This is a genomic window from Roseibium sp. MMSF_3247 (assembly GCF_030733765.1).
GTDB lineage: Bacteria > Pseudomonadota > Alphaproteobacteria > Rhizobiales > Stappiaceae > Roseibium.
Map to the genome: position 1 here is coordinate 17,402 of NZ_JASHII010000008.1, position 18,941 is coordinate 36,342.

At 54.8% G+C, this 18,941-nt stretch carries 21 protein-coding genes; 10 read left to right on the forward strand and 11 right to left on the reverse strand.

The features are described from left to right. Positions 1-20: 20 nt before the first annotated feature. Entirely contained in the window at positions 21-623 is a 603-nt protein-coding gene (locus tag RBB44_RS21835; RefSeq protein ID WP_133946802.1) for a flavin reductase family protein, read from the reverse strand. A 2-nt stretch (positions 624-625) separates the two neighbouring features. Further along, positions 626-1,222, reverse strand: a complete 597-nt coding sequence (locus RBB44_RS21840; protein WP_371932352.1) for a nitroreductase — start codon at positions 1,220-1,222, stop codon at positions 626-628. Between the two features lie 180 nt (positions 1,223-1,402). Between RBB44_RS21840 and RBB44_RS21845 the strand changes: the two genes are divergently transcribed. After that, entirely contained in the window at positions 1,403-2,497 is a 1,095-nt protein-coding gene (locus tag RBB44_RS21845) for a hypothetical protein (RefSeq protein WP_209173890.1), read from the forward strand. Between the two features lie 49 nt (positions 2,498-2,546). Here the strand turns inward: RBB44_RS21845 and RBB44_RS21850 are convergent, their stop codons facing one another. From RBB44_RS21850 to RBB44_RS21865, 4 genes are all read right to left on the reverse strand, one after another. Continuing rightward, positions 2,547-3,389 carry a lysophospholipid acyltransferase family protein gene (locus tag RBB44_RS21850; RefSeq protein WP_133946800.1) on the reverse strand — a complete coding sequence of 281 codons (843 nt, stop codon included), beginning with the start codon at positions 3,387-3,389 and terminating at the stop codon, positions 2,547-2,549. 170 nt (positions 3,390-3,559) lie between these two features. Continuing rightward, positions 3,560-5,530, reverse strand: coding sequence for a threonine--tRNA ligase (gene thrS / locus RBB44_RS21855; RefSeq protein WP_306150486.1), 1,971 nt, complete (start codon positions 5,528-5,530; stop codon positions 3,560-3,562). Between the two features lie 156 nt (positions 5,531-5,686). Next, positions 5,687-6,400 carry an ABC transporter substrate-binding protein gene (locus RBB44_RS21860; RefSeq protein WP_306150485.1) on the reverse strand — a complete coding sequence of 238 codons (714 nt, stop codon included), beginning with the start codon at positions 6,398-6,400 and terminating at the stop codon, positions 5,687-5,689. 192 nt (positions 6,401-6,592) lie between these two features. After that, entirely contained in the window at positions 6,593-7,027 is a 435-nt protein-coding gene (locus tag RBB44_RS21865; protein WP_306150484.1) for an Lrp/AsnC family transcriptional regulator, read from the reverse strand. 134 nt (positions 7,028-7,161) lie between these two features. On the opposite strand from RBB44_RS21865, the gene RBB44_RS21870 reads away from it, so the two are divergent. Further along, positions 7,162-8,061, forward strand: coding sequence for a DMT family transporter (locus RBB44_RS21870; protein WP_306150483.1), 900 nt, complete (start codon positions 7,162-7,164; stop codon positions 8,059-8,061). Positions 8,062-8,070: 9 nt separating this feature from the next. Here the strand turns inward: RBB44_RS21870 and RBB44_RS21875 are convergent, their stop codons facing one another. The 3 genes from RBB44_RS21875 to RBB44_RS21885 all read right to left on the reverse strand — a co-directional run bounded on the left by RBB44_RS21875 (position 8,071) and on the right by RBB44_RS21885 (position 10,799). Beyond that, the gene (locus RBB44_RS21875) at positions 8,071-9,852 is read right to left on the reverse strand and encodes a radical SAM protein (RefSeq protein WP_306150482.1); all 1,782 of its coding nucleotides are present in this window, start codon (positions 9,850-9,852) and stop codon (positions 8,071-8,073) included. 96 nt (positions 9,853-9,948) lie between these two features. Beyond that, positions 9,949-10,299, reverse strand: a complete 351-nt coding sequence (gene yidD / locus RBB44_RS21880) for a membrane protein insertion efficiency factor YidD (protein WP_306150481.1) — start codon at positions 10,297-10,299, stop codon at positions 9,949-9,951. Positions 10,300-10,346: 47 nt separating this feature from the next. Continuing rightward, complete coding sequence (locus tag RBB44_RS21885; RefSeq protein WP_306150480.1) at positions 10,347-10,799, reverse strand: iron-sulfur cluster assembly scaffold protein; 453 nt, start codon at positions 10,797-10,799, stop codon at positions 10,347-10,349. A gap of 287 nt (positions 10,800-11,086) precedes the next feature. Here RBB44_RS21885 and folE point away from each other — a divergent pair, with 287 nt between their 5' ends. The 8 genes from folE to RBB44_RS21920 all read left to right on the forward strand — a co-directional run bounded on the left by folE (position 11,087) and on the right by RBB44_RS21920 (position 17,396). Further along, complete coding sequence (gene folE, locus RBB44_RS21890; RefSeq protein WP_055671275.1) at positions 11,087-11,713, forward strand: GTP cyclohydrolase I FolE; 627 nt, start codon at positions 11,087-11,089, stop codon at positions 11,711-11,713. Between the two features lie 51 nt (positions 11,714-11,764). After that, positions 11,765-12,220 (forward strand): phosphoribosyl-AMP cyclohydrolase, encoded by a 456-nt coding sequence (gene hisI / locus RBB44_RS21895; RefSeq protein WP_306150479.1) that lies wholly within the window; start codon positions 11,765-11,767, stop codon positions 12,218-12,220. Between the two features lie 302 nt (positions 12,221-12,522). Further along, complete coding sequence (gene napF / locus RBB44_RS25565) at positions 12,523-13,035, forward strand: ferredoxin-type protein NapF (protein WP_371932351.1); 513 nt, start codon at positions 12,523-12,525, stop codon at positions 13,033-13,035. Continuing rightward, positions 13,032-13,334: a chaperone NapD gene (locus tag RBB44_RS21900; RefSeq protein WP_306150478.1), complete on the forward strand. Its 303-nt coding sequence runs from the start codon at positions 13,032-13,034 to the stop codon at positions 13,332-13,334. The genes napF and RBB44_RS21900 overlap by 4 nt, the downstream gene beginning before the upstream one ends. Continuing rightward, positions 13,321-15,813 carry a nitrate reductase catalytic subunit NapA gene (gene napA / locus RBB44_RS21905; protein WP_306150477.1) on the forward strand — a complete coding sequence of 831 codons (2,493 nt, stop codon included), beginning with the start codon at positions 13,321-13,323 and terminating at the stop codon, positions 15,811-15,813. The genes RBB44_RS21900 and napA overlap by 14 nt, the downstream gene beginning before the upstream one ends. A gap of 56 nt (positions 15,814-15,869) precedes the next feature. Further along, positions 15,870-16,322, forward strand: a complete 453-nt coding sequence (locus tag RBB44_RS21910) for a nitrate reductase cytochrome c-type subunit (protein WP_306150476.1) — start codon at positions 15,870-15,872, stop codon at positions 16,320-16,322. Between the two features lie 29 nt (positions 16,323-16,351). Next, positions 16,352-17,056 carry a NapC/NirT family cytochrome c gene (locus tag RBB44_RS21915; protein WP_306150475.1) on the forward strand — a complete coding sequence of 235 codons (705 nt, stop codon included), beginning with the start codon at positions 16,352-16,354 and terminating at the stop codon, positions 17,054-17,056. A gap of 73 nt (positions 17,057-17,129) precedes the next feature. Then, positions 17,130-17,396 carry a hypothetical protein gene (locus RBB44_RS21920; RefSeq protein WP_209178441.1) on the forward strand — a complete coding sequence of 89 codons (267 nt, stop codon included), beginning with the start codon at positions 17,130-17,132 and terminating at the stop codon, positions 17,394-17,396. Positions 17,397-17,505: 109 nt separating this feature from the next. Here RBB44_RS21920 and RBB44_RS21925 read toward each other — a convergent pair whose 3' ends face one another. Both RBB44_RS21925 and RBB44_RS21930 read right to left on the reverse strand, forming a co-directional pair. Further along, positions 17,506-17,937 carry a CBS domain-containing protein gene (locus tag RBB44_RS21925; RefSeq protein WP_008190618.1) on the reverse strand — a complete coding sequence of 144 codons (432 nt, stop codon included), beginning with the start codon at positions 17,935-17,937 and terminating at the stop codon, positions 17,506-17,508. A 103-nt stretch (positions 17,938-18,040) separates the two neighbouring features. Next, a complete protein-coding gene (locus tag RBB44_RS21930; RefSeq protein WP_306150474.1) occupies positions 18,041-18,823 on the reverse strand; it encodes a rhomboid family intramembrane serine protease in 783 nt (260 codons plus the stop codon). Positions 18,824-18,941: the final 118 nt, after the last annotated feature.

An 18,941-nucleotide genomic window follows, 5' to 3' on the forward strand; every position in this document is an offset into this window, starting at 1 on the left:
GTCGATTCTTGGTCAGATACTCAAACTTTGGGACGACCCATTTGAAATACTTCCGTCACCACAGCGTAATCCATGTAGCCGAGGCGGGAGAGCGGCTTGTACCGGGTCACGTCCACCATGCCGTTGACGATTACATCATCGGAAATATGCACCCCGACCACCTGACCGAAGATGACCCAGCTGTTCGTGTCGGTTCCGTCGAGACCTTTCATACGGATGGTCTGAAGATGCTTGCACTCCAGGGCAGTTGCCGCTTTGGCAACCCGCGGCACGCTAACGAGATTGGATTGAGCCATCTCCAAACCCGTCAACTCAAATTCAGATTTCTCGTGCGGCACGGCAGCGGAGGACAGGTTCATCTCGTCTTTCAGATCGTAGCTTGCCATGTTGCAGACGAACTCACCGGTCGCATCAATGTTGGCAGCGCTGTCTTTATAGTTGGAGGACGAGAACATCACGATCGGCGGCGTATCGCAGACACAGTTGAAGAAACTGTAGGGAGCCAGATTGGTTTTCCCATCCTTGTCGACGCTGGAAATCCAACCGATCGGCCGCGGTGCGATGATCGCCTTAAATGGATTATGCGGCAGTCCGTGATCGTTTTTTTCTGTTTCGTAGAACATATTCAGTCCGTTTCCGTCCAGTTGGAAGTTATTTCGGAAAGATCCGGCCGCGGACGTTCAACGGGCGGCTGCGTGGCTGTTCCGATATGAATAAAACCTGCAAACCGCTCACCATCTTGAAGACCGAGATAACGCCCCGCTTCTTCATCGAACGCATACCACTCCGTCAACCACTGAGAGGCAAAGCCAGCAGCAGCGGCTGCAGAAACAAGGGTCATGCAAACGGCGCCGGCAGAAAGCTGCTGTTCCCAGACAGGTATTTTCGGGTGCTCTGCGGCCTTGCTTACAACACCGACAACCACAGGCGCGCGCGTGAACCGCGTCCGTTCCTTGTCGGTCTGGGCTTCATCAAGCGGTCCGTTCTTTCTGGCATAAAGCTCTGAAAGGAAGGCCCCGATCTTTTCGCCCTGCGATGCCCGGTAAGTGATGAAGCGCCAAGGCGCGAGCTTTCCGTGGTCCGGAACGCGCGCGGCAATGGTCAACAGATCTGTGAGCTGGGCATCATCCGGGCCAGGCGCCGACATGGTGACAGATGGGTGTGACCGGCGGGTCCGCAAAAACTCCAAGGTTTGAGGTGATCCCCTGCCAAACTCGGACATTCGGTCTGCCTTTCCGCAGATAGTTTCATTTGCAACTATCTACCTAATTGATTGTTGGGATTTGTCAACTGCACTCTTCAGGTCTTGAATTCGCCAAATTTTAAGGTCCATTACAAGAAACAGGCTGGAAGGTACCGCTGACCAGATGACATCGCTTGGCCAAAACGATAATAAGTGGGCATGCAGAATCCAACGACTTTGTTGAACCGGATCAAAGACACGCGCACCAAGGTGCAGCGGTTCGTCATGACTGCGCTCTGCGCGGCGCTGATTTCAGCGCTACCTGGCACAGCACAGGCCCAAACCAGTGCGCCGATGCCGCCTGCCATGAAGCCGGATCCAAACGCACCGTCCGCGGCGTCTCAGGAACCCATTCAGAATCTTCTCGACCGCGAACCGGAACCCTTGTTCTCGGACAACACGCTGGTTCCTTACGCGCCCGCATCCGGCGGCATTCAAGGAACGGCCGACGGGCTGGATGGCGGCGCACTTTATCTCATGGCGAAGCTGACACGTGACAGCCAACCGCTGAACGACAATCTCATTTGGCGCATCTACTCCGAAACGACCAACGCCGATGGCCGGCTTCAGTTGATTGCCACGTCGAAAGGCGGGGATGCCGAATTCCGTTTGGATCCGGGTGCATACATGATCCACACCTCCTACGGCTATGCGCAGGCTACCAACCGGATCGTGATCGGCAAGGAAGTCCTATCGAAAATGGTGACGTTAAATGCCGGCGGCATCAAATTCGACGCCACGCTGCCGGACGGTGCTCCTTTAGAAAGCGGGCCGGTGACGTTCGACATTTACAGTCGGGAATTCGATCAGCGCGGCGAACGAGATCTGATCGCCAGCAGCGTGAAGCCTGGTTCGATAATCCGGTTGAACGCAGACACTTACCACATTGTTAGCCGATACGGGGATGCGAACGCCGAAATCCGCGCCGACATCCAGGTCCTTCCGGGCAAGCTAACTGAAGCGACAATTTTCCACAAAGCGGCCGACATCACGCTGAAGCTTGTCAATGAGCGCGGCGGTGAAGCGATCGCCAACACCACCTGGTCGGTTTTGTCTCCAGGCGGTGACGTGGTCGTCGAAGCCACCGGCGCGTTTCCGGACTTTGTTCTTGCCGCGGGTGAATATGAGGCAGTGGCCCGCAACAACGGAAGGACCTACCTTCATACGTTCACGGTTGAGCCAGGTGCAGACCGGGAAGTGGAAGTGGTCTCTTCGATCAGCGAATTGGTCAGCGGGTCGTCAAGGGCGAATTGATCGCCCTTGGAGATTTCAGGATTTTCCAGAAAAGCAAAGCGACCGCCGGTCAATGGCGGCTGAGCAGCCGTTCTTTTTGTTCGGCCGGTGCCATTTCCATCACTTTAGACTGCAGGAAGTCCATGACTTCCTTTTGGTCCTTGAAACCGGAAATGGTTTCATAGGGGATCGGCGCCCCTGCCCTTGCCCGGATTGCCTGTCCGAGTGTCCGGCGGAACTCGCGGACATAAAGCGAAAGACGAAGGGTCAGCGAGAACCGGCTGACCAAATGAAACAACCAGGAATTCTGGCCTTCAAAGTGGATCGGCAAGACGGTCGCTTTGGATGAGCGGATCATCTTCGCCGTAAAGGTTTTCCATGGCAGTTCTTCAGCACGGCCGAACGGCTTTTGTGCCGTTGCAACGCCGCCACCTGGAAACACGATAATCGTCGTGCCTTCTTCCAAGAGTTTCAGCGCCTCCTTGCGGGTCGCCATATTTGTCTTGAGCGCTTCTTTGGTTTCCTCAAAATCGACCGGCAAGGAGAATGGCCGGATCTCCGGAAGCTTAAGCAGCTCGTTGTTGATCATGATCTTGAACGGGCGGCCGAGTTGTTCGGCAAGGGACAGAATTGCCAGACCATCGCCGATGCCATACGGGTGATTGGCAATCAGAACCAAAGGCCCATCCGGCACATCTTTGGGCGGCCATTCACCACTGTCCACCGATACGCGAATGTTGATAAGACGCAGGAGTTCGCTCCACATATAATCTGTGGTTACGATGGACTGTTTCCAGATCTCGTAAAGATCAAGAAGCTTCCGGCGACCTGACAGGCGTTCAATCGACCGGATCACCATGCGCTTAAGCGGATGGTGATCTGGGTTGGCGTAGCTGAATTCTGCGTAATCCACGATAAGCCGACTTCGTTTGTTACATTGTTTGTACCCGCTACCCGCGTCCGGACAAGCGGAATTGAAACGCTCTAACAGACTCTCTGTTGCAGCCTTATGACATCACACTGCCCTTAAGTAAGGGCAGTGTGCAAGCTGGCATTTTTTCCGTTAACAAAAAGGAAGTTCGATCATTTCAGATCCGGCGGCGTCGCTTCTTCGACAAATGCAGCGACCGCTTCGTCCAATCCCATCGGCGTCTGGTTCTTGGAACCAAGACGGCGGATGTTGACCGTACGCTCTTCCGCTTCCCGCATGCCGCAGACCAGGATGACTGGCACCTTGGCAAGCGAGTGCTCACGGACCTTGTAGTTGATCTTCTCGTTGCGGAAGTCGGTTTCAACCTTCAGCCCCTTGGACTTCAGAAGATCGGCCGCTTCCTGACCATATGAATCTGCTTCAGACGTAATGGTCGCAACAACGATCTGCAAGGGTGCGAACCATAGCGGGAAATGCCCGGCGTAGTTCTCGATCAAGATCCCAAGGAACCGCTCCATGGAGCCACAGATGGCCCGGTGGATCATCACCGGCACCTTTTTCTCACCGTTGTTATCGACATAGAAAGCACCAAAGCGTTCCGGCAGGTTAAAATCGACCTGGGTCGTCCCGCATTGCCAATCCCGGCCAATGGCATCCTTCAAAGTGTACTCAAACTTCGGACCATAAAAGGCACCCTCACCCGGCAAGATGTCGGTCTTGATCCGGCCCTCGGATTGCTCCTCGATCGTTTTCAAGACGTTGGTCATCACCGCTTCAGCGTGATCCCAAACCTCATCCGAGCCCACACGTTTTTCAGGACGTGTCGAAAGCTTCACAACAATCTCTTTGAAGCCGAAGTCTTCGTAGACCGACAAGATCAGATCGTTGATCTTCAGGCACTCTTCCGCCATCTGCTCTTCAGTACAGAAGACGTGTGCATCATCCTGAGTAAAGCCGCGTACCCGCATCAGACCATGCATTGCGCCGGACGGTTCGTAGCGGTGAACAACACCAAATTCTGCCATCCGAAGCGGCAGGTCACGATAGGATTTCAAGCCATGCTTGAAGATCTCGACGTGACCGGGGCAGTTCATCGGCTTCAACGCAAAAATGCGGTCATCTTCACTCTCAGGGTCCGCACATTGGACAGAGAACATGTTGTCCTTGTACCAAGCCCAGTGACCGGAGGTTTCCCACAAGGACGTATGCAGCACTTGCGGTGCGTTGACTTCCTTGTAGTCCTCCTTCAGCCGGCGACGCTTGTAGGCGATAAGCGACTGGAACATATCCCAGCCCTTCGGATGCCAGAAAACGACGCCCGGCCCTTCTTCCTGGAAATGAAACAGGTTCATCTCCCGGCCAAGCTTGCGGTGGTCGCGCTTTTCCGCTTCCTCCAGCATGTGAAGGTAGCCTTTCAGCTCCTTCTCATTGTGCCAGGCGGTCGCATAGATGCGGGTCAGCATTTCATTGTTGCTGTCGCCGCGCCAATAGGCTCCAGCAACTTTCATCAATTTAAAGGCGTCGCCAATCTGTTTGGTCGAGACCATATGCGGGCCCCGGCACAGGTCCAGCCACTGACCCTGTTTATAGATCTTTACATCCTGATCTTCCGGGATCGCGTCAATCAGCTCAACCTTGTAGTCCTCGCCTTTTGCCGCGAAATACGTCTTTGCTTCGTCCCGGGTCCAGACTTCCTTGGTGAACTGTGCGCCGCGCGCGATGATCTCGCGCATCTTCTTCTCGATGACCGGCAAATCATCCTGCGTGAATGGCCAGTTGTCCTTCGTATCGGGGTGAACACGTTTGAAATCGTAATAGAATCCGTTTTCGATCACCGGGCCGATGGTCACTTGTGTACCCGGCCACAGCTCCTGCACGGCTTCTGCCATCACGTGGGCAGCATCATGCCGGATCAACTCGAGCGCGCGCGGGTCATCCCGGGTCACGATCTCGATATTGGCGTCGGTATCAATCGGATCGGAAAGGTCTTTTAGTTCCCCGTCAAGGGTCATCGCGACAGCCTTTTTGGCCAGCGATTTGGAAATGCCGGTCGCCACGTCGAGACCGGAAGTCCCAGCTTCATAAGCGCGCACGGAATTGTCGGGGAAGGTCAATTGAATCATGTCAGTCTCCTGCTCACTCCTGCACACACAGCAGGTAAGCGATATCTTCGGTATTGAGATGTGTGCTGATACGGGATTAAGCCTAAAACGGCAACCTTTTCCGAAACCGGCGAGATGATCGTCTGGGTCGATCCGCAGAAACGGGCTGACAGTCACCTATCCGTTCGGCGGATCAGCCTTCTTAATTGCAGCCCACTCTCCGTCGTTGATCATCGCCCGGAAAGCTGCGTTGATCTTTTCGGCATGCAGCGCGCCGCACTCCGTTTTGGCGAACAGGATCCAGACGCTGAGTTCATTGATCGGGCTGGTTTCATCGTAAACGATGTTGTCGACACCTGCTTCTGCAATTGCCCTCAGGCCGGATTGCTCTTCGATGATCGACCCGTCCAGACGGCCCGCGGACAACATTCTGATATTGTCCAGATCTGAGTTTGGCTCGCGGCTGAAGTCGATTTCATCGTTGGCCGTCAGCGATTTCGGATAGGCGTATTGGGCAGTCAAGCCGATCCGGAGGCCTTCCAGATCAGAAACACTCGACGGCACCGAGCCACCCTTTCGAACAAACGCAAAGTCGCGCTTCGTTAGAATTGGCAGTGATTTGTAGGACGCGACATCCGCGCCAGCACTGGAATGGGGCATCAGCGCGTCGACCACCCCCATCTGAAACAATCCAAGCGCGCGTTTTTTCGGATAAAGCCTGATGTCCAAGGCCAAGTCCGCGCGCCTTGCCGCGGACTGCAATAAAACGACGAACTCCCCTTCGCTCTCACTCTCAACAAAATGCGGAATCTCGGCGGCTGCAACGGTCATCTTGTTACAGCCATCTGCAGCAAGAGAGCCCGGCGCCAACAGGAACGTTAGGCTCAACATTCCCGAGACTGTGAAAAACGATTTGAACCTATTCAGCAAAACACTGTGCCTTTGAGCGGCAAGCCAGCCTGGACTTGCCAGAGAGTTCCCTGATCGCGGGCGAATTCAAAAACATCTTAAGACGGCTAGCGTTCTAAAGCGTTAACGGCTCCGGTTTGGAAAACGTCACGCAGACCAACACAAGGTTGGCCGCTAAAACTCTAAGGGCACCCGCCGGGGCACTGGTTGAGATTTGACGATCGAGGTGCTCGTTTCAGCCTTGTCCGTGATCCGTTCAAGGATACTGTCCAGTTCTTCGATTTCCCGGATCACCAACCGCACCACAAAACAATCGTCACCTGTGACTTTATCGCACTCAATGACTTCCGGTATCTCCTGCAGCAACTCGCGGACAATATGGAGTTTTCCCGGCAACGGCCGGACGCGTGTAATCGCCTGAAGCGCGTATCCGAGAGCCCGGGGATCAACATCGGCCGTAAAGCTGCGAATGACACCGGAATCTTGTAAGCGCCTGAGCCGGTCCGAAACACTTGGCGACGACAAACCGACCTTGACGGCAATGTCCTTGATCGAACACCGGCCGTCCTCAATCAGAATTTTCAATATTTCACGATCTTGGGCGTCCATATCTTTCACTTTAAACCCTAATGGGTCTTTTGCCTAATATTACGAGGACAATTTCATCTTCTGCCTTCAATATCATATGGAGCAGCTCATCCAAACAGCAGATCCTTGAAAGCGTATTGATAGGAGTTGCTCAAATGTCAGAAAGAACCACCGGCATTTTGGAAATGACCTTCGCGATGACCTTGATTGGCACTTTGGGCATTTTCGTTGTTTTTAGCGGAGAAAACCCGGTCACGGTCGCCTTCTGGCGTTGCCTGTTCGGCGCTGCCGGGCTGGCGCTCATATGTTCACTCAAAGGCGCTTTTGCATACAAGATCTCACTGAAGCAGTTTCTGCTGGCGGTCTTGGGCGGCATCGCGCTGACCACCAATTGGGTTATGCTGTTTCACGCGATCGGACATGCGTCCATTTCGCTTACAACGGCCATCTACAACACGCAGCCTTTCATGCTGGTATGTTTTGGCGTGCTCTTTTTCGGAGAACACCTGACACTCAGAAAGCTGTGTTGGTTGGCACTCGCCTTTTGCGGTGTCGTGGTGATCGCCCAATCAAAACCCGAATTGGCTTATGCGGATGGCAACTTTGCCGTCGGGGTCGCCCTGTCGATTGGCGCCGCGTTTCTTTGGGCCGTCGCTGTTGTTGTCACCAAAAAGCTGAGCGGCATCCCCTCCCATATGATCGCGCTGATACAGGTCTCAGCAGGCGCCATCCTTCTTGCCCCTTTCGCGAGTGTGGCGGACCTCCCATCGCAAAGCTCTGCTTGGGGCTCCCTGCTCACCCTCGGTTTTGTGCACACTGCAATGATGTACACGATCTTGTATTCAGCGGTGCAGAAACTACCAACAGACCTTCAGGGCGCGCTGACGTTCCTCTATCCATCAGTCGCCTACGTCACCGACTATTTGGTTCTGGGACAAAAACTTGGAACCGTGCAAATCCTCGGCGTTGCGGTGATCATGCTGGCGGCTGCGGGCATGACACTCGGATGGCGTTTGCCGTTCTTTCGGAAAGAGAAAAGCTGGCACCAGGCCTAGGCCGTTTGCTTAAGAGGCCAGCGCACGTTTTTTCGCGGCCTTGACGATTGACGCGTCCCGGGCGGATTTAGCAACAGCGTCTTTTCCGCCCCGCGTTTCTCTGATCATCGCCAAATCTTCTTCCATGTCCGCGCTCATCGGTGCGATCGCCACATCGGAATATTCGCGCCGGCCGGGCGCCGCTTTTACCCTCCGATAGATCCGGTGAACACGCCAAACCGCAGACAGATAAGCCCAGTGTTTGGAGATCACCTCCCAGACATAGCGCGGGTAGAAGACAAAAGGATTTTCGATCGGGAACCCGCTACGCCGGTCTTTGCGGAATTTGAGCCGGAAATAACCGCCCTCCAGCGGATGAACGCCCTCACACTCGATCATCAGTTTGAACCACATCATCAAGAACAGCTTGTTGCCCGGCCGTCCCTTTTTGTGGGCTGCAGCCCGGCGGAGCACCGTCTCAATGTGGCTGTCGGAATAATAACTCGACCAGGCCTCCCGATAGGCCTCCTCCCATTCATCATCGCTCATCTTCGAATGATGGGAGACCCGGTGGTTGAGGTCGTACTTGTTGAGATCCGGATCCATCCAGATACCTTTTTCAAGCAGGACCTTGTGATCTTCCGAGCCCGGCAGAGGCGTTAGGAAAAAGAACTCAAGAAGATCGAGCGGCAACTCCTTCTTGATGATCTCGACATCCCGCAAGACCGCTTCCTTGGTGTCTCCCGGAAACCCGATGATGTATCCGGCATAGGTGGTGGCACCGTGGTCACGCCACTTTTGCAACATCTGCCGATATTCGGTGATCTTGTTTTGCCGTTTCTTGGCGGCGAGCAGATTGTCGGGATTGATGTTTTCAAGACCGATGAACACCCGGTTGACCCCGGCCCGGGTTGCCTTTTCGATAAAGTTCTCAATCCGGTGGCAGAGCGTATCCACCTGGATGATGAACTTGATGTCGAACTTCTCCTCTTCCCGCAATTGAATGAGCCGGTCGAACAGCGGTTCCCACTCACGATTGCGGGCGAAATTGTCGTCTGTGATGAAGAACCGGTCGATGCCCTGCGCATAGTTGTCGCGAATAATCTGCTCCAGATCATCGGCGGACCTGAACCGGCTCTTGCGCCCCTGCACATTGATGATCGTGCAAAAGGAGCACTGGAACGGGCATCCCCGCCCAATATCAAAGCTGGAATGCGAGCCGGCGGTGAACTGGATGTGCTTGGTTGGCAGGGTCGGCGTCGGCTCTCCTTCAAGCGACGGCAGATCCGCCATGAAATTGTAAAGTGGCTTCAGGTCATCATTAAAGGCGTCCCGGAAAACCTGATCAAGCCGCCGCTCCTCTGCCTCGCCTGCAAAATAGCAAACGCCCTCTCCCTGCAGCGCCGCCATCTCCTCGGACATCTCATCCAGCATCGAAATGCAGCCTGAAACATGAAACCCGCCAATCGCCGTCGGCAGCCCCTCGCGCATGAACTCCCGTGCAAGATCCGTTGCCCTTGGAAACTGATTGGATTGCACCCCAACCAAGGCAATCAGCGCTTTGCCGCCCTTGCGCCGGATATCCCGCGCAATCTTGTTCGGCCGGACGCGTTTGTTTGTTTCATCATAGGTGTGAAGATGAATCTGGACATTGTCACCAAGCGCGCTGCGCTCGCGGGCCGCCTCTGCTAGCCCGTTCAAGCTGGCCAACGTGTTCGATGGAATGGCGGATCGAAGCCATTGAATTGGGTAGCCGTCGTCGTCGTAGTGCGTCGGCTTGATCATCACAAAATGGAAGTCTTGCGCGTTCATCTGCCCTCTCCTGCACCAGAAGCCGGGCCGAAAGAGTTGCACTCACGCAAGGTAAGCTCAACCTTTTATTAACGTTGCGTCATTCCTGTTTTGAAATCAATCCATTCGATGGTCTTCAGGGATATGGTCGCCCGTCCAGCGGCCATACCGCCAGGGCAAATACCAGCGCGCAGTGTCGGGAAGTGTGTCCGGAAGCGGATCAAAACCTGACGCGCCCCAAGGATTACAGCGCAGGATCCGGGACAATCCCAGCCAACCGCCGGCCCAAAAGCCAAACCTGCGGATGGCCTGATCCGTATAGTCGGAACAGGTTGGCGCATACCGGCAGGTCCGTCCCATGAAGAGCGACAGGGTGTGGCGGTAAATCCAGATCAGTCCGATTGCCGCCCATCCGGCTATTGAAAGCTTTCGGGGTTGATCCGGCTTATGATCACAGGATGAACACATCTAAGGGGCTAACCTGACATCAGGCCGGATCACTGCGATCGCACATATTACGCGGCGGCGCCGTCGGCCTTTGTATCAGCCGCAGCTTGATCAAGCGCGCCCACAACCGCATCGAACGTTAGAAGCGTTGATGCATGCCGAGCTTTGTATTCACGCACAGGCAGCAAAAACTTCAGATCCTCGAACCGGCCAACCGGCGGCTCCCCACCTTCTTTCAACATGGCATGCATGGTTGTCTTTAAGGTCCGCAACTCTTCTTCAGTCGCGCCGACCACATGCTGCGCCAGAATGGAGGACGATGCCTGACCGAGCGCGCAGGCTTTCACATCATGCGCGAAATCCGTCACCACGCCATCCTTGACGCACAAATCGACAACCACCGTCGACCCGCACAGCTTGGAATGCGCCTTGGACGTCCCATCCGGATGCTCAAGCCGGCCAACGCGGGGAATGTTGCCGGCGAACTCCAGGATCTTCGCATTATAGATGTCGTCGAGCATTCTCGCCTCTTCGTGACAGCTAGTGAGCAGGTGCCGCATTGTCGGCACGCTTCTTTCATATATATAGATCAGACGCCACAGCAATATCGCAAGGGGCAGAGTGGTCGCAGCCAGATGAAAAGGCGCCGGATCGGCGCTTGACGCTGGCTTAACCCGCTCAGAAACTGTGCGTTCGCTTTTCGTGCGGAGTATGCTACATCTCCGCGCCCTTTTGATCGAGAGGTCTTGATCTGAGCCAGAGCGGATGCCGTATGACGAGTGATAAGGGTAAAATCGCGAGGATCCCTATGGACGCTGTCCTAAAGCCGGTCGGAAAAACATTCGAACGTAAAACACCGGATCAACTTCAACGCCCGAGCCGTGAAGAGGCGGAGGCTGCTGTGCGGACTATCCTCGCCTGGACCGGTGATGACCCGGACCGCGAAGGATTGCTGGACACGCCCAAGCGTGTCGTGAAAGCAATCACACAGCTGTATGGCGGATATTTTGAAGATCCGGCCGAGCATCTTGAACGCACGTTTGAAGACGTCGGCGGATATCAGGACATCGTGCTGGTTCGCGGCATTCCGTTTCATTCGCATTGCGAACACCATATGCTGCCGTTCGTCGGTGAAGCACACATCGCTTATTACCCGGCAGAAGGCGTTGTCGGTCTTTCCAAGCTTGCGCGCGTCGTCGACATTTTCGCCAAGCGCTTGCAAACCCAAGAAAATCTGACGTCGCAAATCGCCTCAACCATCGATGATGCTTTGGCTCCGCGTGGCCTTGCTGTTATGATGGAAGCTGAACATCAATGCATGACCATGCGCGGTGTTCAAAAACCCGGTGTCTCCACGATCACCACGCAGTTCACGGGCATCTTCGAAGACGATCCTGCCGAACAAGCCAAGTTCATGACCTTGGTGCGTGGATAAACATATCTATAGTGGCCATCCAGATACTTGGATGGCCAAAATCGAGTTTACATGTCTGATTTGATTATTTCCGAACGCGCCGACAAAGCGACGGTCGAAGAAGGCGATCGCCTGATGCCGAAATTCGACCAGGACGGCCTGATTGCAGCTGTCGTAACGGACTTCAAAACATCTGAAGTCCTGATGGTCGGCTACATGAATGAAGAAGCGTTGAAACGTACCATCGAAACCGGGGAAGCCTGGTATTGGAGCCGGTCCCGTAAAGGGTTCTGGAAAAAGGGCGAAACGTCAGGCCAGATCCAGAAGGTGCAAGAAATCCTCACCGATTGCGACCAGGACGCCCTGGTCGTGAAAGTCACTGTGGAAGGCAATGGCGCGACCTGCCACGTCGGTTATCGGTCCTGCTTTTTCCGTAAGGTTTCCAACACACAAGACGGCACCGTTCGCTTGGAAAACGTAGAAAAAGAGAAAGTCTACGACCCCAAAGAAGTCTACGGAAAGTCTTAAGTTCAGCTGGTTTCTAGCATCACCAGATTATGCGCAGCTGCAGCGACTTCCGTCGCCCGAATGTTCTCCCTCCCTTCCAACGCATAAGTATTCGCACCTATACGCCACCATGCGGACATAGCATAAGCTTTGTCCAAACCGACGGTTGCAGATAAGCACCGCGGTTGACCAAATGCGACCGGAGAGATGCCTGGGAGGGCTCGCATGGTGGTCCAGTGTGACGCGCATCTGAGCATTCAGCTGCAGGTAAAACCTGTGCGTTTTGTCATGCCCCAAAGCTGTTACATGGGCTGGAGGGCGTTATGACCCCTGCCCAACCGACGCGCAGAAACTTTCTCAAAGGCTCCCTTCGGTCACCCGACCATACGATCATGCGTCCTCCTCGAGCGGTTGATGCTTTTCCAACCCTCTGTGATGGCTGCACCAAATGCGAAACTGCTTGTCCTGAAAACATCATTGTGATGGGGAAAGATCGTCAACCGGTCATCGATTTCACCCATGGACTTTGCACGTTTTGCAGCGAGTGCGCCAACGCATGCCCTACAGGGGCTTTGGATCCACTTCTTGACCTTGATTGGAACTGGAAGCCTGCCATTTCGCAGACCTGTTTTTCGCAAATCGGGATCACCTGCAGAAGTTGCGAAGACGCGTGCGATCAATACGCCATCCGTTTCAAGTTGGGGTTGGGCGGCAGGTCCGAACCCCAAATCGATTTCGACAGTTGCAGCGGGTGCGGCGCATGCGCCCATGTGTGCCCGGCAAATGCCGTAACGTTCAAGCATTTACAACCAGAGATGAGTGAGGCCATCACATGAACATATGCGGCTGCCTCGTACATACCACACCGGATGCAACCGAAAGAATTGGTGTTGTAATAGATGCCATGGACGGCGCCGAGGTTCATGCAATTGGCGACGGAGGTCGCCTTGTTGTCGTCGTCGAAGACACGCCAAGCCGCATGGCATCGGAACTGATCATGGATTTGCATCAGATCCCGGGCGTTATCTCCCTGTCTCTGACCTACCACCATTTCGATGAATCCGAAGCTTTGTGCGCCGCTTCTCTGCCCACCTCATCAAGCCAAGCCGGAGACCAGACAAATGACCATTTCTGAATCCCGCCGGACGTTTTTGAAGGCCACCGCAGCCGCAGCAACCGCGTCTGCTGCTGGAATTCCACTTGGAACAGGTATTGCCCAAGCACAAATCCAAGCGCCAGACATTAAATGGGACAAGGCCGCCTGCCGGTTTTGCGGCACCGGGTGTTCTGTCCTCGTTGGGACCAAGGAAGGCCGGGTTGTTGCAACTCAGGGCGACCCCGAAGCTTCGGTCAATCGCGGCCTAAACTGCGTAAAAGGGTATTTCCTGTCCAAAATCATGTACGGCGCAGACCGGTTGAAACATCCTCTACTTCGCAAAACGAATGGTGTGTACGACAAAAATGGCGAGTTTGAACCAGTCAGCTGGGATGAAGCCTTCGATGTCATGGCACAGAAGTGGAAGGAAGCCCTCAAGGCCAAGGGGCCGACCAGTGTTGGCATGTTCGGTTCCGGACAGTGGACGATCTGGGAGGGTTATGCTGCTGCCAAACTGATGAAAGCCGGGTTCCGGTCCAACAACATCGATCCGAACGCCCGCCACTGCATGGCGTCAGCGGTCGTAGGTTTCATGCGAACGTTTGGGATCGATGAGCCCATGGGCTGCTACGATGATTTCGAAGCGGCGGATACGTTTGTGCTCTGGGGCTCGAATATGGCCGAGATGCACCCGATCCTCTGGTCAAGACTGACAGACACACGGCTGACGAAACCCGGTGCCCAGGTCCATGTCTTATCAACCTACGAACACCGGTCATTTGAGCTTGCAGACAATGGCATGGTTTTCAAGCCGCAGACGGATTTGGCGATCCTGAATTACATCGCCAATCACATCATTCAGTCTGGTTCTGTGAACGAAGACTTCATGGCCAAGCACGTGAACATTACCAAGACCGAAACGGATATCGGCTATGGTCTGCGGCCCGAGAACCCGTTGCAACAGGAAGCCGCTCATCCAGACTCCGGCAAACTGACCGCCATTGATTTGGACGAATACGCGTCAGCCGTCGCCGAGTACACGGTCGACATGGTTTCAGAGTTGTCCGGTGTGCCTGCCGAGAAGCTCGAAAAACTCGCGCATCAATACGCCGACCCGAACCGCAAGGTCATGTCGCTCTGGACGATGGGGTTCAACCAGCACACCCGTGGATCTTGGGTTAACTCCCTGTGTTACAATGTCCACCTCCTAACAGGTAAAATCTCTGAGCCAGGAAACTCACCGTTCTCGCTAACGGGTCAACCTTCGGCCTGTGGCACGGCACGGGAAGTGGGAACATTTTCGCATCGCCTGCCAGCCGACATGGTGGTCAACAACGACAAGCACCGGGAAATCTGCGAGACCGCTTGGAACATTCCTGAAGGCACAATACCGCCCAAACCGGGTTTTCATGCCGTTCTGCAAAACAGAATGCTCAAGGACGGGAAACTCAACGCCTATTGGGTCCAGTGCAACAACAACATGCAGGCGGCGCCAAACCTGAATGAAGAAAGCTTTCCCGGGTACAGAAACCCGGAAAACTTTGTCACCGTTTCAGACCCCTACCCGACCGTAACCGCCATTGCGGCAGACCTGATATTGCCGACGGCCATGTGGGTTGAAAAGGAAGGGGCCTATGGCAACGCGGAACGGCGCACGCAGTTCTGGCGCCAACAGGTTCATGCACCGGGCGAAGCCAAGTCCGATCTCTGGCAGTTGATGGAGTTTTCCAAGCGCTTCACGGTCGAGGAGGTCTGGGGCAAAGAACTGCTTGCGAAAATGCCCGAACACCGCGGGAAGACGATGTATGACGTGCTTTACGCAAACGGAACAGTCGACAAATTTCCCCTAAACGAAACTCAAGAAGGCCACCCAAACGACGATGCCGCGCATTTCGGTTTCTATGTCCAAAAGGGTCTGTTTGAAGAGTATGCTGGATTTGGCCGCGATCACGGCCATGACCTCGCGCCGTTCGAAACATATCATGAGGTAAGGGGCCTTCGATGGCCCGTGGTTGACGGCAAGGAAACGCTTTATCGGTTCCGTGAAGGCCATGACCCTTATGTTCCGGAGGGCGAAGGGTTGCGGTTTTATGGCCATAAGGACGGCAAGGCCAAGATCATCTTTGCCCCCTATGAAGCACCGCCTGAAGTCCCGGACGATGAGTACAATCTCTGGCTTTGCACAGGCCGTGTCCTGGAACACTGGCATTCGGGCTCCATGACCCAGCGGGTGCCTGAGCTGCACCGCGCTTTCCCGCTTGCTGTTGTCTTCATGCACCCGAATGACGCGGAAAAACGAGGGCTTCGCAACGGTCAGGAGATCGTTATCTCCACACGCCGCGGCGAGGTTCGCAGCAAACTTGCAACCCGCGGCCGGAACAAGGTGCCTGAAGGCCTTGTCTTCATGCCGTGGTTTGACGAAGGCCAGTTGACCAACAAGCTCACGCTGGACGCCACCTGCCCCCTGTCCAAGGAAACAGACTTCAAGAAATGCGCCTGCAAGGTCGAACGCGCCTGAACCAGTGAAGCGTATTCGAGTTTGCGCGGTACGAATGACCGTAAGGAGAGATTTCAATGAAGAAACAATTTCTCGCAAGTCTTGCAGCGCTGCTTTTTGCGACAGGTCTCGTCGGCTTCGCGGTCGCACAGCAGCAACAAGTTCAAGCCATGCGCTCCACCCCAATCGATGCGCCCAACCGGCTTGGACCAGACTTCAAATGGGAAGGCAAGGAAGGCCGGATGCAACGGAATTACCGGCAGCAACCGCCGTTGATCCCGCACTCTATTGCACAGTACCAGATCGACACACGCACCAATCAATGCCTGTCCTGTCATGACTGGACGAAAGCCGGTGAGCGCGGCGCGCCGACCTTGTCCATGACGCACTACCTCGACCGGGACGGAAACGAACTCGATCAGCTGGCCGGCACACGATACTTTTGCAATCAGTGTCACGTACCTCAAGCGGACGTTCCGCCACTGGTCGAAAACACCTTCCAGCCATCCGCTCCAGTCTCCGTTCGATAAGCAACTACTTTTCAGTCAGGAGTTCATAGATGAACGACTCCAAAAAGACGAAACAGTCCCGGAATTTCTTGTTGCGCATGTGGGATTGGTTTTGGACCCCCACAAAGGTCCTGAGCGCCGGCTTTGTTCTGCTTGCCGGTTTTTTGGGTGGCATCCTGTTTTGGGGCGGCTTTCACTGGACCCTGGAATTGACCAACACCGAGGAGTTCTGCACGGGGTGCCATACTATGGAGACCAACCTTGCAGAATACCGAAACACTATTCACTACAACAATCACTCCGGGGTTCGGGCAATCTGCTCTGATTGTCATGTGCCGCATGAATGGCAGCACAAGATCAAAGCGAAAATCATGGCTGTGAAGGACGTCTATCACGAGATAGCCGGCACCATCAGCACACCGGAAAAGTATGAAGAACACAGAATTGCAATGGCGACGGTCGTCTGGCGAAAGATGAAAGTCTCCGACAGTCGCGAGTGCCGCAATTGCCATAATTTCAAGTACATGGACTTTACGGTTCAAGAAACGCGCGCAGCTTCAGAGCATCAGCGGGCCATTGACAACAACATGACCTGTATCGATTGCCACCAAGGCATCGCACATGATCTGCCGCCCGGTTATCAGGAGCGCTATCGCGAGGTGATCGAACAACTCGAGGCAACCAACAAAGAGACGCCAGACCAGCCAAATGAGGTCGCCGAAGTAAGGAGCTACCTGGAGAAGGTGTCAAACTGATAGCCGTTTGACCTGACTATGACCTGGGTCTCCACCGGATGTTGGCTTCAAGGCAGAATGAGAAAGGTGAGATATGCTTGGAATTCTGGACTTGCTCGGGACGATCGGCGGCAATGTGCTGAGCCTGCCAGGCATCCTCGGACTTGCTGCGGGGATGATGACCCGAAATTGGGTATTGGCGGGTTTTCTGGGAGCCGCAATCGGAGTTGTTGAGACTTTTTTGTTCGCCGGATTTCAGGTCTCTGAGATCAACCTGATTGATTTGTTTATCGCCGTTCTGATTGGCGTTCTTGCAAGCAGTGTCGGATGCGCAATCAGGCATAAGGGCGCGACAGTCTAGCTAAGAAATCAAACTAACTGATCATACAGCGGAGCCATCTACCAAAGCAAAAGGGCTGACCGACGTGGGCAGCCCTCGCAATGTACGGCGATAATGATCTAAGCCTGCCTCAGGTGGTCGTGATGTAGCTGCGCATTTGCTCAGCTTCGTGTTCGACCTGGGCGATCTTGTGTTTCACGACGTCGCCGATGGAGATGACCCCAATCAGCTTGCCGTCTTCCACCACCGGCATGTGACGGAACCGGCCCCGGTTCATGCGCCCCATGACCTCATTTGCTGCATCCATTTCCGTGCAAGTCATCACATCCTTGGTCATGATTGATGAAACGGGCTGAGACAACGCGGACGCGCCTTGCAGACCGACAAGGCGCACCACGTCCCGCTCCGAGACAATGCCCTCAATATGCCGGTCTCCATCACAAAGCACTACGGCGCCGATCTTGTTCTTCGCCAGAATTTCGGCGATCTCGCTCACCGGTGCGGACTTATCCGCCGTGATGGTGTCGTGGCCTTTCGTCTTCATGATTGCGGCAACGGTCATGTAAGCAAACCTCCCTTTGCATCCAAGGACCGGTTGCATCCGGCTCCCTGATCACCGCATCATGGCAAAAAAATATGGCGACGCAAAGCCTTGACGTTGCCCGTTACCAACCCCGCCGCTGGGGCACTGGATCAAAGAGCGGGAACAGAGCCAAACCGGCGACAAAACCGCCAATATGAGCTTGCCAAGCAATGGACCCCGCCTGCCCACCGCTTGTCAGTCCGAAGAACATGTTCAATCCAAACCAAACGCCAACAAAGACCAGAACCTGCTGGTTCCGGAAGCACTCGCTGAGCGGCTGCGCGGGTACAAAATACGCGCCTCGATCGGACCGACGGAAAACGCCGAGTGGTCCACCCATCTCAAAGACAAACCGGATAGCCGCCGCCATATGGCCTGATATGGCAGCTGACGCGCCGATCATGGGCGCGGACTCGCCCCAGTGGGTCGCAAGATGTGCAAACGCACCGCCAACAGAGCACAAAGCAGAAAATGCCAAGAACCGCCCAAGTCCAAACCTGCGCACGACGGCGCTGCCGAAGATCGCCATCCAGAGCAGATTGAACGTCAGGTGCATGGCACCACCATGCAGGAAACTATAACTGACAAATGCCCAGATGCTGGACGCAAAGTCTATCGCCTGCAGACTGCTCAGCGCTGTGTATTTCACCGGCCAGAATGCCAGGAAGTACAGCATCATGTTGTTCCAGCCAGTCGGGATGACAAAGGTCCGCACAACATGAATGGCGATCAGGGCAACGCTCAGCCAGATAATCGCAGCCGGTAGATTGAGCGCCGGAGGCTCGGAAGGGCGTTGCTCGCGCTCGCGCTGCTTGGTCTCTTCGTCGCGGCGCTTACGCTCCTCATCAAACTGATAAACGTTCATAGAACCTCGCATCTCAATGTCCCGAAGTTGTAGCCCGGCAACGGGACAAAACAAGGGCGCCGGTCAACAATCGCATACGCTTGCAGAAACATGGTGAACGTCAATGCGTTGGTTCGTT